The organism is Pacificibacter maritimus (genome assembly GCF_003814915.1).
GTDB classification, from domain to species: domain Bacteria; phylum Pseudomonadota; class Alphaproteobacteria; order Rhodobacterales; family Rhodobacteraceae; genus Celeribacter; species Celeribacter maritimus.
Genome location: NZ_RKQK01000003.1, coordinates 367,462 through 380,792, shown reverse-complemented (window position 1 = coordinate 380,792; position 13,331 = coordinate 367,462). Strand labels below are relative to the sequence as shown.

13 protein-coding genes are annotated in these 13,331 nt (G+C 52.7%); 8 read left to right on the top strand and 5 right to left on the bottom strand.

Features of this window, described 5'->3' with window-relative positions; all coding sequences use genetic code 11:
• Positions 1 to 85 precede the first annotated feature (85 nt).
• From EDD53_RS11115 to EDD53_RS11090, 6 genes are read left to right on the top strand one after another with little or no spacing between them, the layout of a single operon-like run.
• The gene (locus EDD53_RS11115) at positions 86 to 1,054 is read left to right on the top strand and encodes an ABC transporter substrate-binding protein (protein ID WP_123793315.1); all 969 of its coding nucleotides are present in this window, start codon (positions 86 to 88) and stop codon (positions 1,052 to 1,054) included.
• Positions 1,054 to 2,757 (top strand): ABC transporter permease, encoded by a 1,704-nt coding sequence (locus tag EDD53_RS11110; RefSeq protein WP_123793314.1) that lies wholly within the window; start codon positions 1,054 to 1,056, stop codon positions 2,755 to 2,757. The genes EDD53_RS11115 and EDD53_RS11110 overlap by 1 nt, the downstream gene beginning before the upstream one ends.
• The gene (locus tag EDD53_RS11105) at positions 2,745 to 3,794 is read left to right on the top strand and encodes an ABC transporter ATP-binding protein (RefSeq protein WP_123793313.1); all 1,050 of its coding nucleotides are present in this window, start codon (positions 2,745 to 2,747) and stop codon (positions 3,792 to 3,794) included. Before EDD53_RS11110 ends, EDD53_RS11105 begins: the two co-directional genes overlap by 13 nt.
• Positions 3,795 to 4,862 carry an MBL fold metallo-hydrolase gene (locus EDD53_RS11100; protein ID WP_211331616.1) on the top strand — a complete coding sequence of 356 codons (1,068 nt, stop codon included), beginning with the start codon at positions 3,795 to 3,797 and terminating at the stop codon, positions 4,860 to 4,862.
• A complete protein-coding gene (locus EDD53_RS11095) occupies positions 4,859 to 5,404 on the top strand; it encodes a histidine phosphatase family protein (protein WP_123793312.1) in 546 nt (181 codons plus the stop codon). The genes EDD53_RS11100 and EDD53_RS11095 overlap by 4 nt, the downstream gene beginning before the upstream one ends.
• Positions 5,401 to 5,865, top strand: coding sequence for a phosphatase domain-containing protein (locus EDD53_RS11090; RefSeq protein WP_123793311.1), 465 nt, complete (start codon positions 5,401 to 5,403; stop codon positions 5,863 to 5,865). The genes EDD53_RS11095 and EDD53_RS11090 overlap by 4 nt, the downstream gene beginning before the upstream one ends.
• Positions 5,866 to 5,941: 76 nt before the next feature.
• Here the strand turns inward: EDD53_RS11090 and EDD53_RS11085 are convergent, their stop codons facing one another.
• The 5 genes from EDD53_RS11085 to uxuA all read right to left on the bottom strand — a co-directional run bounded on the left by EDD53_RS11085 (position 5,942) and on the right by uxuA (position 11,431).
• Complete coding sequence (locus EDD53_RS11085; protein ID WP_123793310.1) at positions 5,942 to 6,718, bottom strand: MetQ/NlpA family ABC transporter substrate-binding protein; 777 nt, start codon at positions 6,716 to 6,718, stop codon at positions 5,942 to 5,944.
• 39 nt (positions 6,719 to 6,757) lie between these two features.
• Positions 6,758 to 7,432: a methionine ABC transporter permease gene (locus tag EDD53_RS11080; RefSeq protein ID WP_123793309.1), complete on the bottom strand. Its 675-nt coding sequence runs from the start codon at positions 7,430 to 7,432 to the stop codon at positions 6,758 to 6,760.
• Complete coding sequence (locus EDD53_RS11075; RefSeq protein WP_123793308.1) at positions 7,422 to 8,483, bottom strand: methionine ABC transporter ATP-binding protein; 1,062 nt, start codon at positions 8,481 to 8,483, stop codon at positions 7,422 to 7,424. Before EDD53_RS11075 ends, EDD53_RS11080 begins: the two co-directional genes overlap by 11 nt.
• A gap of 270 nt (positions 8,484 to 8,753) precedes the next feature.
• Positions 8,754 to 10,223, bottom strand: coding sequence for a mannitol dehydrogenase family protein (locus tag EDD53_RS11070; protein WP_123793307.1), 1,470 nt, complete (start codon positions 10,221 to 10,223; stop codon positions 8,754 to 8,756).
• On the bottom strand, positions 10,220 to 11,431 hold the full coding sequence (gene uxuA / locus EDD53_RS11065) for a mannonate dehydratase (protein WP_123793306.1): 1,212 nt from the start codon (positions 11,429 to 11,431) through the stop codon (positions 10,220 to 10,222). Before uxuA ends, EDD53_RS11070 begins: the two co-directional genes overlap by 4 nt.
• 131 nt (positions 11,432 to 11,562) lie before the next feature.
• Between uxuA and EDD53_RS11060 the strand changes: the two genes are divergently transcribed.
• Together EDD53_RS11060 and EDD53_RS11055 are read left to right on the top strand one after the other, a co-directional pair.
• Complete coding sequence (locus tag EDD53_RS11060) at positions 11,563 to 12,279, top strand: GntR family transcriptional regulator (RefSeq protein WP_246002361.1); 717 nt, start codon at positions 11,563 to 11,565, stop codon at positions 12,277 to 12,279.
• A 26-nt stretch (positions 12,280 to 12,305) separates the two neighbouring features.
• The gene (locus tag EDD53_RS11055; RefSeq protein WP_123793305.1) at positions 12,306 to 13,283 is read left to right on the top strand and encodes a TRAP transporter substrate-binding protein; all 978 of its coding nucleotides are present in this window, start codon (positions 12,306 to 12,308) and stop codon (positions 13,281 to 13,283) included.
• The last annotated feature ends 48 nt before the right edge of the window (positions 13,284 to 13,331 follow it).

Below are 13,331 nucleotides of genomic sequence, written 5' to 3'. Positions count from 1 at the left end.
ACCGTTACAAAACTGTCAATTTTCTCAGGGATAAGGCGACTCGTGAATTGCTTTCGTTCGAAAGTTAGAATCTCAGGAGAGCCCCATGAAGTCCTTCGTCACCACCACCGCTTTCGCGCTCTTGGCCAACACGGCCATGGCCGACACAATTACGCTTTATACGTCGCAGCCCAATGCTGATGCGCAGCGCACAGTAGATGCTTTTATGGCTGCGAACCCCGATACAGAAGTTGACTGGGTGCGCGATGGCACAACCAAACTCATGGCGCGGCTGCGCGCCGAACTTGAGGCTGGCAATCCCCAGCCTGACCTGTTGTTGATCGCCGATACCGTAACGTTGGAAGGGATGGCGCAAGAGGGTCTTTTGGCTGCTTACAAATCACCAGAGTCTAGCGAATATGACGCGGCGCTACATTCAGCAGACGGCTATTACCATTCGACCAAGTTGATCACCACTGGGATCGTTTACAACACGGGTGTTGAAACTGCGCCAACCTCTTGGCATGACCTTGCTCAAGGCGCCATCAAAGGGCAAATCGCGATGCCTTCACCGCTTTATTCAGGGGCCGCACTGATCCACCTTGCCACGCTGACAGGCGATGAAACGCTGGGCTGGGATTATTACGAAACGCTTGCTGAAAATGATGCCCGCGCGCAGGGCGGCAATGGCGGCACGTTCAAAGCTGTGGCGTCAGGCGAAAAGCCTTATGGCATGGTCGTCGACTACCTTGCGATCCGCAACAAGGCTGAAGGTTCGCCCGTTGATTTTATCTTCCCTGAGGAAGGGGTGTCTTATGTGACTGAACCCGTGGCAATCATGTCCTCTGCGAAGAATGTCGAAGGCGCGCAGAAATTTGTCGACTTCTTGTTGAGCACTGAGGGTCAAGAGCTGGTTTTGGATATGGGCTACATTCCTGCCCGTGACGATATGGGCGTTCCTGAAGGATTCCCTGCGCGCGAAAACATCAAACTGATGGCCTTTGACCCCGCCGAAGCCCTTGAAAACGCCGAAGCCAATAAGGCCAAGTTCGCAGAGCTTTTCGGCGCTGACTGATGCATGTCATTCAACAAAATGGAAGCAGCCGGTCCGAGGCTCGGCTGTTCAATACTATTTTGCTGGTCGCGATCTGTTTGACGCTGGCCCCTGTCTTGCGCCTGTTTGTTGAGGGCGTCACTTATCAGGGCAGTCCGAGCTTTGTCCTCGTGCGCGATGTACTGGCGCAGCCCTCTACCTTGAGCGCTTTAAAACACTCGATGATCACTGCGGGTTTCGGTACTTTGGTATCGCTAGTGTTGGGCGCAGCTTTTGCATTCCTTGTGGCGCTAACGGATCTACGCGCCAAAGCGGCCTTGGTTTTTTGCCTCATGATCCCAATGATGATCCCTCCGCAAATCACAGCCCTATCTTGGACCCAAATCATGGGGCCATCATCTGTGTTGTTGAAAACACTTGGCATCGCCCCTCCGCTTGGCGCGCCACAACCGTTATATTCGCCGCAAGGTATTATTTTTTTGCTGGGTATCCAGCACATGTCGATTGTTTTTTTGACTCTGCGCGCTGGGCTGCGTTCCATCCCGCAAGACGTGGTTGAGGCCGCGCGCATCAGTGGAGCAAAGGGATTGCGCACATGGTGGCAAGTTGTGATGCCGTTGACCTTGCCCAGTCTGGCGGCAGGGACAGCGATTACGTTTGTGACCGCGCTGGGCAATTTTGGCATCCCAGCAATGTTGGGTATTCCCGCAGGTTATGCGACACTTCCGACGCTCGTATATCAAAAGCTGGCCGGCATGGGCACGACCGTATTGGCTGAAGTTTCTGTGCTTGCGATGCTGATCGGGGCGGTTGCCGTGGCAGGCATATTGTTGCAACGCCTGTGTCAGTCACGTCAGAAATTACACCTTGTGGGCAGTACGTCTCGCCCATTGGCCTTGCCGCTCGGCGCTGCTCGTTTGCCTGTCGAGATAGCACTTTGGTCGGTTGTCGTTGCCATTCTGGTCTTGCCCATGTTTGGCCTGATGGCGACATCTTTGGTGCCTGCTTACGGCGTGACGCTGCGCTTTGACACGGTGACGTTGGCCTCTTGGTACGAAGTTCTATTCCGCCAACCGGTCACATCACGGGCTTTTGCCAATTCCTTTGGTTTGGCCGCAGGTGCTTCTGTCACTTTGGTGATGATCTGCCTGCCTTTGGCGTGGTTGATGGAGCGACGTAAAACACGGCTGGCACGCTTGTTCGATAGCCTGCTTGATCTCCCCTACGCCTTGCCTGGTGTTGTTTTGTCTATTGCGATGATCTTGCTGCTGATCAATTTGCCCTTCACCGAGGCCACGCTCTACGGAACTATCTGGATTATATTTCTGGCCTATCTCGCGCGTTTCTTTGCGGTGATGTTTCGCCCAGTTCAGGCGAGCCTGAAGCAGTTTGATCCCAGCATGGACGAAGCCGCACAATCGGTTGGCGCGTCTCTCTATCGGCGGCTGCGCGATGTGATATTTCCACTATCAGCACCAGCGGCAGCGGCTGGCGCGATCCTTGTTTTTCTCACCGCATTTAATGAGCTCACGGTTTCTGCGCTTTTGTGGTCCTCAGGCACCGAGACATTGGGCGTTGTGATTTTCAATCTAGATGACAGCGGCGAAACTGGCATGGCCAGCGCCTTGGCTATGACCATCGTCTTTGTGGTCGTGGTGCTTATGGCACTGATCCAACTGTTGTCTGGGCGTTTACCCAAAGGAGTTGTCCCATGGCAGACATAGACCTATTTTCAGTCGGCAAGACATTTACAGGCACGCCTGCGTTACAGGACATCACAACCCGCTTTGATGATGGCGAATTTGTTGCACTTTTGGGGCCGTCTGGATGCGGCAAGACAACCCTTTTGCGCATTTTGGCAGGTTTTGAAGAGCCAAGCAGTGGACGTATCCGCATCGGCACCCGTGAAATGGCCAATGCCGAAACAGGGGCACATATTGCACCTGAAAACCGCAACATCGGGTTCGTATTCCAATCATACGCGCTTTGGCCGCATATGTCGGTGCGGCGCAACGTATCTTATCCGCTTGAAATTCGAAGGCTTTCCAAGTCCGCTATTGCCACGCAGACAGATGCGGCACTCGCGTCTACAGGGCTTGAGGACTACGCTGACCGTATGCCTTCGGACCTTTCAGGCGGGCAACGTCAAAGGGTGGCTTTGGCGCGTTGTCTTGTCTCGGATCCCTGTGCCGTATTGCTGGATGAGCCCTTGGCTAATCTTGATGTCGCTCTGCGCGCGTCGATGCAGGGCGTTTTTACAGACTTCCACAAACGCACGGGTGCCACGATGATCTATGTCACCCATGATCAGGCCGAAGCTATGGCCATGGCCGATAGGATCGCGGTGATGGATCAGGGCCGCATTCAACAATTCGACACGCCGCAAATTCTATACGAACGCCCCAAGAACCGCTTCGTTGCCGAATTTGTCGGGCGTGGGACTGTCGTTCCCGTGCAAGAGTTCAAGCATGCGGGAGATGCACATCTCGCGCGCATATTTGGGACCGAAGTTGCGGTACAATCGGCACAGCAAGAGGTGCAGGTCAGTCATGTCTGTCTGCGGCCTGAAAATCTGACGATCTCCGAGAATGGCGATCTGCGTAGCAAGGTCGCGCGGGTCACCTATATGGGCGGGAAATACCTGCTGGAAACGGTGACGGATTGCGGTGCGCGCCTGTTTGCAGAAACGCGCGCGCGCTTCGACGTTGGTGCCCAATTGGGCCTGACAATCACAACACCGTGGGCTTTTTTAGAGGATTAAATGCAAAGCATCAGAGTACTTTCAGGCATCGGGGACAAAGGCCCTGCCTGCATGCAGTTGACGGTGGATGACCAGATTTGGCTGTTGGATTGCGGCTTTGGTCCTGAAGCCAACGCGCATTTCAATCCCGCGTGGCTTGAGGGAGCTGATGCGGTATTTATCACCCATGATCACATCGATCATATCGGCGGTGCATCCTATGCTGTTGAGGCGGGGTTACCCATCTATGCGACCGCTCAAACGGCCAAAGCTTTGCCCCCTGCAGCCAATGTGCATCTTTTGCCTGAACAGGGCGAAACTATGATCCATGGCGTCACCCTAACCACAGGGCGCAACGGCCATGCGATGGGCGGTGTCTGGTTTCACTTTGATCTGGGTGAAGGGCTATTTTATTCGGGCGATTGGTCCGAGGAATCCGATTGGTTTACCTTCGATGTGCCGCCTCCAGCGGCCACAGCGATTTTGGATTGCTCTTATCATCTGGATGACGTTCCGCAATCGGATCGGCTTTGTGCACTCAACGCCTTGTTGGATGGGGTGGATGGGCAGGTGCTTTTGCCTGTTCCTCCTTCTGGCCGTGCGGGCGAAATGGCGCTGCATCTGGTCCGTCGTTACGGATACGACAGCGTTATGCTTGACCCTGAATGCCAAGACACGCTGCGCGCAGCATTGACCAGTGGTGCCGTCAGCGCTGATGCCCAAACAATTGCTCCGCTTTTTGATCGCGGCCCTATGGAGCAAGCGCGTTTCTTGATCTGTGATACACCCAATGCTGATGGCGGGGCCGCTTGGGGCTATGTACGCGCGTGGCATGAAAGCGGACGTTTGGGACGCGATGCGCATGTGGTTTTTACTGGCCATATGACGGCCCATGCGCGTGGCATTTGCAGCGTTCCTGGCGGGTATTTTCAACGGTGGAATGTGCATCCACCACTCCGAGATCAGGTGAAAATGCTCAATCGCTTAGGCGCAAAACGTTTCGCCCCCGCATTTTGCACTCAGCCTGAAGACTACTTGGTCGAAGGGCTTGCTGCTGAGGTATTCTTTCACGATCGGGTGCGCCTATGACCTTAGCGCCTTTACCATCCTGTAGCTTCTGTTTGGTTCGCCATGGTGAAACCACAGCCAACGCAGACGATATCATCGCAGGCGTCACAGATGTTTCGCTTACACACTTGGGCCGCGATCAGGCGCGGGCTCTCGCGGTTAAAACATGGCCAAAGCCGACTTCGATTCATGTCAGTCCATTGGTTCGGGCGCGAGACAGCGCGCAACTCGCTTTTCCAAATCGAGAGTTCGACATACACGATGGCTTGCGCGAACGGGATTGGGGTGTGTTCGAAGGGCAGCCGTTAAGCGCCCAGCCCGCCAGAGCAGCGACACCGGACCAAGGGGAAAGCTGGCCTGATATGCTTTTGCGTGTGCAAAACACGATTACGTTGATCTGCGCAACCTCCGACGGGACATTGCCTGTTTTGGTGTGTCACTCGGGCATAATCCGTGCGGCGCGTGTGCTGTGGACAACTGGCGATGTTGGCCCGCGTCCCCCCAATGCAATACCGCTTTTGTTCGAAAGAAACGGCAATACAATACTGGAGAAAACTCTATGACCGAAACAGCAGCAACGCCCTGTGTGGTTTTTGATGTCGACGGCACACTTGCAGAATTCGATGCAGAGCGACTGGGCTATTTGGTTCATGGCGTTGAAAAACACTGGGAAGAGTTTCATTTAGCGATGGCACAAGCCGCTCCGATTGCCCCAATTGCAAAGCTGATGCGCCGCTTGAAAGAAAGCGGTGAAACAATTTTGATTTGTTCTGGGCGACCAAAAGGTTGGGCAAAACACACGGTGGCTTGGCTGCATAAACACGACCTGCCGTTTGATGGCATCTACCTGCGTGATGAAGATCAGGACGCAGCCTCAGATCCAGTCGTAAAGCGTCGTGCGTTGAAAGAGATGCAAGCAGATGGTTTCCACCCTTGGCTCGTCATTGATGACCGAAGTTCGGTCGTTGACGCATGGCGTGGCGAAGGGCTGGTGTGCTTGCAATGTGCACCGGGCGATTTTTGAAACCAAAAGGCCCGCCTAACGCAGGTTAGACGGGCCTTAGGTATCGAGATTCAACACCGCATTTGTGGGGCGTAGTTTACCAAGACGTGATGACAGAGCCTGCAAAATTTTCTTCGATGAATGCTTTGACTTCGTCGGATTGGTAGGCATCTACAAGGGTATTCGCCCAATCTTGATCTTGGTCACCTTCGCGAACTGCAATGACGTTTACATAGGGGCCATCAGCTTTTTCCATCGCGATGGAATCGTCTTTCGCGTTTAGGCCTGCTGCGCTCGCATAATTGGTGTTGATGACAGCAATTTCAGCATCGGCCAAGGTGCGCGGCAGTTGAGCCGCATCAAGCTCAAGGAACTTCAAACCTTTGGGGTTGTCATTAATGTCGAGCGGGCTTGGCACCAAACCTGTGCCATCAGCCAATGTGATCAGACCCAAATCTTGCAACAACAACAATGCGCGGCCGCCATTGGTCGGATCGTTCGGGATAGCAACGCGCGCGCCTTTTTCAAGCTCGGCAATGTCACTCACTTTTTCAGAGTAAACGCCCATCGGGGTTGTGATGGTTGTGCCGATGACAACCAGTTCAAACCCACGGTCTTTCATTTGGTTGTTCAAATATGGCACGTGTTGAAATGAGTTCGCTTCGATATCACCATCAGCCAAGGCTGTGTTTGGAATGACGTAATCAGAGAACTCAACGATGTCGATATCCAGCCCCATGGGCGCGGCGACTTTGGCAACCACTTCCATGATTTGCGCGTGCTCACCTGGAGAGACGCCGACTTTGATTTCGTCAGCAAAAAGCGCAGTCGCAGCAAGTGCGAGAACGGATGAGAGTGTTGTAAGGCGTAACATTTTATAATCCTGCTTGGTGAGAATAGAAAGTAAGAGGGCCTACTGCCCACGACCCTTAGGGGCTCGTTTGTCGACCTTGGCTGCGATCCATTCCCCAACGGATTGGACAAGCTGTACAAGGACAACGAGAATGACAACAACGATGGCCATCACATCTGGCATGAACCGTTGGTAGCCGTAGCGAATGCCAAGATCGCCAAGCCCCTCTCCGCCGACAGCGCCGACCATCGCTGAATAACCGATCAGACTCACGACAGCGAGCGTCAGGCCCAAGGTGATGGAAGGCAAAGCTTCGGGGATCAGCACTTTGCGAATGATCTGCAGCGGAGTTGCACCCATGGCTCTTGCGGCTTCTATCAAGCCGCTATCGACTTCGCGAATAGCATTTTCGATGAGGCGCGCGATAAAGGGCACGGCCGCGATGGTGAGCGGCACGATGGCCGCAGTCGTGCCGATAGATGTGCCTGCAATCATGCGCGTGAAGGGAATGATCGCGACGACCAAAATGATAAAAGGCACCGAACGCGCAGCGTTGACCACCAACCCCAAGACTTTATTGATCACGGGTCGTGATAAAAGTTCGCCGCGTTGGGATGTCGCCAAAAACACGCCGAGAGGCAAACCGAAAATGGTGCCAAGCACCGCGGAAATTGCGACCATGTATAAGGTCTGCCAAGTGGCTTCCATAAGCAGGCTGATCAAGTTAGCTGACATAGCCAAGCACCTCCGTTAAAAGTCCGTGTTTTTCTAGGTAGGTGCGCGCGTCACTGGCCTTGTCGGCATCCAAGGATACAAGCAGATTTCCGAAGGGCTTGATGCCGATTTCTTCAACAGCGCCCGCTAAAATGTTTACCTCGATCCCAAGGTCACGGGTTAAAAGCGCAAGCATCGGATCGGTGGCATGGGTGCCAGCGAAAGTCACGCGCATAACTTCTTTGGCGGCCCCCGAAGGGCGGGACTTCAGCATGCGGCCTTTGATGAACGCAGGCAGTGTTACGCCCGTGACGCCCGATAAAAAAGATCGCGTTGTCTTGTGTTGGGGGGCAGTAAATACATCATAGGTCTTTCCGGATTCGACGATTTTACCACCTTCGATTACCGCGACATGACTGGCGATATCGCGCACAACGGCCATTTCATGGGTGATCAACAAAATGGTTAAACCAAGATCGCGGTTGATGTCTTTCAATAAGGTCAAAACAGTCTGCGTGGTCTCAGGGTCAAGTGCTGAGGTCGCTTCATCAGACAGCAATACTTTGGGTTCTGTGGCCAAGGCGCGCGCAATGCCGACACGTTGTTTTTGCCCACCAGACAGTTCAGCGGGGTAATTATTGCTTTGAGTGTTAAGACCAACTCGGTCGATCAAATCAGCCACGCGCGTTTTGATTTTTGCGGCAGGGACGCCCGCGATTTCTAGCGGCAAGGCAATGTTGCCCGCAACGGTGCGCGAAGCCAGCAGATTGAAATGCTGAAAGATCATCCCAACGTCGCGGCGTATATCGCGCAGCTTGGCACCCTGCGCTGCACCTACGTCTTGTCCGCCCACCAAAACCTGACCAGAGGTCGGGCGCTCAAGGCCGTTGACCATGCGCAGCATCGTGGATTTCCCTGCACCAGAGCGGCCAATGATGCCGGTGATTGCACCAGAATCGACCGTCAAAGACGCATCTGAGACAGCGGAAACATAACCGCCATCTGGTTTGTGAAAGGCCTTTTCAACCGATTGAAAAACGATTGAGGCACCTTGCGATTTTGCGTCTGACATTGTTTTTCTATCCGACAAATTTGAACGTGTTTTCGGCGACAGGTAGATAGCGTTCGACTGTAAAGTTCAAGGGCGATTCCCCTTTAAATTTAGATCAGGAACAAAGTCGCGAACGCGCTATAGTCGGCGTTGATTTGTTCTGCATGGTTTGCATTTTGGGGGACATGCAGTGCGCATCAACTGGCTGCACTGCCTGTGATGTTCGCAACTGATATTCTTGATCGGATCCGCCTATGCGGCGGCCCGGGTGAGGGCCGCCGACGTCACATATTATTGATTGGCGACAGCTTCACAAAGGTTGTCGAATCCCTCCGCGAACAGCTGATTTAGACAGTCGCGCAACTCATTGCGCCAGATATCAGATCTACGCAGGTCTTGTGGCAATAGCCCGTCTAAATCGAACAGTCCGTTGATGATTTCGTCAGGTGTTTCGGCGCTGCAAATGCGGGACAATTCATCTGACTTCGGGTCGAGAAGGGGATGGCCCAAAGTCGCAGTGTCACCACCACGACAAAACCAGAGCCAGCAGGCTGTTGCAAAGGCGAAGGGAGCGATGGATTTATCGGCGTTCAACGCTTCGACAGCGGGCGCAAATATGCGTTGCGGCATTTTTTGCGATCCGTCCGTCGCGATTTGCAGTGTTTCATGCGCGATGTTCGGGTTCTTAAATCGAGCAATAAGATCGAGAGCGTATTGCGTGAAGTTTATGCCCTCAATCGGCGCCAAAGTGGCTGCTGCTGATGTCATGTGTTTTTGGACAAGGCGCAAAAGTGTGTCATCGTTCATCACGTCTCGAACAAATTTGTGACCTTTTAGAGCGCCAGCATAGGCGATCAATGAGTGGCTGCCGTTGAGCAATCTGAGCTTCATCATTTCAAACGGCTCTACGTCATCGGTAAAGATCGCCCCAGCAAGATCCCAATTGGGCCGGCCCGCTGGAAAATTATCTTCAATGATCCATTGATGAAAAGGTTCAGTTTCGATCGCTTGAGTGTCGATTAAACGCAAGCAGGCTTGTGCGCTTGCAAGTGTGTCAGAGGATTGCGCAGGTGTTATTCGGTCGACCATTGTCGAGGGAAAGGCAACGTTGTCAGATATCCATTCCGCAAGCTCAGGATCGACGTGTCGGGCAAAGCTCACGACACCTGATTTCAAGAATGCGCCATTGTGCGGTAGGTTATCGCAACACAAGACAGTAAAGGGCGCAAGGCTGAGTGCGCGCCGATTTTGAAGCGCTGCGACAATCAATCCAAGTACGCCCCTAGGCGGCTCTTGTCGCGTTTTGTCTTGTGCTACCACAGGATTTTTTACGTCGATTTCCCCTGTTTCACGGTCGATGCCATACCCTTTTTCCGTGACTGTTGTTGTGACGATCTTGGTGGCGGGATCGCACAGGATAGCCAACACCTGATCAGGCGTGTCATTGGCGCAGAGCGCTTGTGCGATGCTGCCGACAACGCGCGCATGGTCTGTGTCGCTGGCTTTTTCGATAACTGTATACAGCCCATCTTGGGCTGTAATGTCAGCAGCCGTTTGATTGTTGCGCATCGAGATGCCTGCAATCATCCAATCGCCACCCGTCTGTGCCAAAACGCTGTCGGTATAAACCGCTTGGTGCGCCTTGTGAAATGCACCCAAGCCAAGATGAACGATCCCGACTTTATGCGCGCTGCGATCATATTTTGGGGTTAGGTCTGTGTCCTTGATCGACGCTAATGTGGCATTTGAAAGCAGGTTCATTGGCTCACCTTTGGATGTGAAAGTGCTGCGATGATACCGCGAAGTTCCGCTAAGCCTTTTAGGCGGCCGACAGCGGGGTAACCAGGTTGCCCGTTGACGCGTAGGTCACTCAAAATGTCTTGGCCGTGGTCAGGTCTAAACGGGATGTTGCAATCGGTGCGACCCTCCGCTTTGCGCCGTTTTTCTTCAGCCAAAATTGATGCGATCAACGCCACCATATCTGTCGCGCCTTCTAGGTGTGCCGCTTCGTGAAAGGACCCGACGATATTTTCAGACTCGCGTGCGACGTTGCGCAGATGGATAAAGTGAACGCGATGCCCGAGCCGATCCATCATACCACTCAAATCATTGTCGCCGCGCACGCCCAGCGAACCGCTGCACAAAGTGATGCCGTTGGCTGGTGAATCCACTGTACGGATCAAACGTTCAAAGTCAGCTTCTGTCGACATAACGCGCGGCAAGCCCAAAAGCGGGAAGGGAGGGTCGTCAGGGTGACAACAGAGTTTCACCCCCAGTTCTTCAGAGAGAGGCACAATTTCGCGAAGAAACTCATACTGATGTTTGCGCAAAGTTTCGTCGTCGATCTTTGAATATGCGTCGAGGTTTTGACGCAGGTCTGCCAAGGAATACCCTTCCTCTGCACCGGGCAGGCCGCAAATAATATTGTTTTGCAGCTCTGTGCAATCTGCCGCAGTCATAGTCTTGGCGCGTGTCTCCGCTGCTTGGATAACATCCGTTGGATAGTCTTTGTCCGCATCCTCACGCTGTAAAATATGAATGTCGAAAACAACGAAATCGATCAGATCAAAGCGCATACATTTTGCGCCGTTTGGCAATTCGTGGCTAAGATTGGTTCGGGTCCAATCAAGTACAGGCATGAAGTTGTAGCAAATCGTGAAAATTCCGCAGTCTGCGAGGTTGCGGATGCTTTGCTTGTAATTTTCGATGTGGCTGCGCCAATCACCTGTTTGGCGTTTGATATCTTCGGACACTGGCAGGCTTTCGACAACATCCCAAGATAGGTTTGGTCGTTGATTTCCTGACCCTTGGTTCAACATTTCTTGGCGTAACTTGATCTCGTCTTTTGTCCAGACTGCGCCGTTGGGTAGGTGATGCAAAGCGGTCACAACTGCTTCGACTCCAGCTTGCAACATGTCATCGATTGAAACCGTGTCATGTGGGCCGAACCATCTCCAAGTGCGTTTCATATTCGCCTCCCGATCTTCTTAGTCTCTGATATTGAATGGTAAAATTATATTCTCTACCTTTAGTATAACATTGTGTTGACTTGTATGGAAGTGGGTGGTTATAAATTTTATCAACACGAGGAGACGAAGCTTTGTTGGAATTGATCGATATAGATGCATGGAAGCTGGACCAACAAAAGGCCGTCAGCCCGCAGTTGCGTGTCGTTCTGCGCAGTCGCATTATTCGCAATAATCTTAAGCCTATGAGCCGTTTGTCTGAGCCTGAGTTGGCAAAGGAATATGGTGTTAGTCGTCAGCCCGTGCGAGAAGCATTTATCACCTTGGTGGATGAGGGGCTTTTGGAAATTCGCCCGCAGCGCGGCACCTTTGTGAAGAAAATCGACTACGAAGCCGTACTTAACGCGCGATTTGTGCGTGAGGCCGTAGAAGCCGACATTATTCGGCAGTTGGCGTCTCGCCCCAATGCTGAACTGGTGGCGAATTTGCGTCAAGAAATTGCAGATCAATATAAGGCTGCATCTGGATCCCCATTGCAATTCATCGAATTGGATGAGCGCTTTCATCGCAGTCTCGCGCAGGCCGCAGGTGTGGCGCGGGCGTGGGATTATTTAGAGGCGATCAAATCGCAGATGGATCGCGTGCGCTTTATGACGTTTGAAGAATTTCCCAGCATTACCTTGGTGAAACAACATGAGCAGGTTGTCGATCTTATCGAGCAACAAGATGTGAAAGCAGCCGAAGAGGCGATGCGATCCCACCTGCGTGAAATTCTGAAATCACTTCCGAAGGTTCACGAAATTTATCCTGAATACTTCGAAAACTCGCCCGGGAGTCCGCGCGATACGTAGCCCCAAAACTCTAGGAGGAGAAGACAATGAGGCTTTTTACCAAACTTACAACACTCGCAGCGGTTGGCTGTATGACGATCATGGCAGGCACTGCAGCGTTCAGCCAAGAGGTCACGCTGAAACTTGGTCATTTGGCCAATGAAGACAATTCATGGCACCTTGCTGCTGTTAAGTTCGGGGAGGAACTTAACACACTGACTGAGGGCCGTATTGCGGTTGAAGTCTTTCCAAATGAATCATTGGGCAAAGAGATTGATCTGATCAACGGGATGCAACTTGGCACTGTGGATATGACCATCACGGGTGAAAGCTTGCAAAACTGGGCGCCTATGGCCGCACTTTTGGCTGTCCCGTATGCCTATCGTTCGTTGGAGCATATGGATGAAGTCGCCAGCGGTCCCATCGGTGATGACATCGAAGCGCAGATCATCGAAAAATCGCGCGTGCGCCCGATTGCATTTTTTGCACGCGGTCCGCGTAATCTGACATCGCAACGTGCAATTACCACGCCCGCTGATTTGGATGGTATGAAAATGCGGGTGCCAAATGTGCCACTTTTCGTTGATGTTTGGCAAGCACTAGGCGCATCACCCACACCGATGGCATTTTCCGAGGTCTTTACGTCACTGCAAAGCGGTGTAATCGACGGGCAAGAAAACCCGCTCGCTTTGATCCGCTCTGCGAACTTTAACGAAGTGCAAGGCTATGTGAACCAAACGGAACATGTGCGGTCATGGATTTATCTGACGATTGCTGAATCCACATGGGCAAAATTGTCAGCCGAAGATCAAAGCGCTGTCATGGAAGCTGCAGCAACAGCACAAGCCTATGAGCGTGATCTTTTGCTGGAAAGCCTCGCCAATGACCAAGCTTACCTTGAAGAAAAAGGTATGACCTTTGTTGATGTCGATGGCGCAGCCTTCCAAGCCGCAGCCAAGGATGCGGTTTTGGCCAATGTCTCGGATGAGATTAAGCCAATCGTCGAAGACCTATTCGCGAACTAAGCGATCATTCCTGTTCTTCCCAGAAAGCTGCCGGATCTAATCCGGCAG

Bases quoted from the DNA above. Each gene is read 5' to 3' on its own strand.
- EDD53_RS11115 (WP_123793315.1), top strand. From the start codon at position 86: ATGAAGTCCTTCGTCACCACCACCGCTTTCGCGCTCTTGGCCAACACG.
- EDD53_RS11055 (WP_123793305.1), top strand. From the start codon at position 12,306: ATGAGGCTTTTTACCAAACTTACAACACTCGCAGCGGTTGGCTGTATG.
- uxuA (WP_123793306.1), bottom strand. From the start codon at position 11,431: ATGAAACGCACTTGGAGATGGTTCGGCCCACATGACACGGTTTCAATC.
- EDD53_RS11095 (WP_123793312.1), top strand. From the start codon at position 4,859: ATGACCTTAGCGCCTTTACCATCCTGTAGCTTCTGTTTGGTTCGCCAT.
- EDD53_RS11070 (WP_123793307.1), bottom strand. From the start codon at position 10,223: ATGAACCTGCTTTCAAATGCCACATTAGCGTCGATCAAGGACACAGAC.
- EDD53_RS11105 (WP_123793313.1), top strand. From the start codon at position 2,745: ATGGCAGACATAGACCTATTTTCAGTCGGCAAGACATTTACAGGCACG.
- EDD53_RS11080 (WP_123793309.1), bottom strand. From the start codon at position 7,432: ATGTCAGCTAACTTGATCAGCCTGCTTATGGAAGCCACTTGGCAGACC.
- EDD53_RS11090 (WP_123793311.1), top strand. From the start codon at position 5,401: ATGACCGAAACAGCAGCAACGCCCTGTGTGGTTTTTGATGTCGACGGC.
- EDD53_RS11075 (WP_123793308.1), bottom strand. From the start codon at position 8,483: ATGTCAGACGCAAAATCGCAAGGTGCCTCAATCGTTTTTCAATCGGTT.
- EDD53_RS11100 (WP_211331616.1), top strand. From the start codon at position 3,795: ATGCAAAGCATCAGAGTACTTTCAGGCATCGGGGACAAAGGCCCTGCC.
- EDD53_RS11110 (WP_123793314.1), top strand. From the start codon at position 1,054: ATGCATGTCATTCAACAAAATGGAAGCAGCCGGTCCGAGGCTCGGCTG.
- EDD53_RS11085 (WP_123793310.1), bottom strand. From the start codon at position 6,718: ATGTTACGCCTTACAACACTCTCATCCGTTCTCGCACTTGCTGCGACT.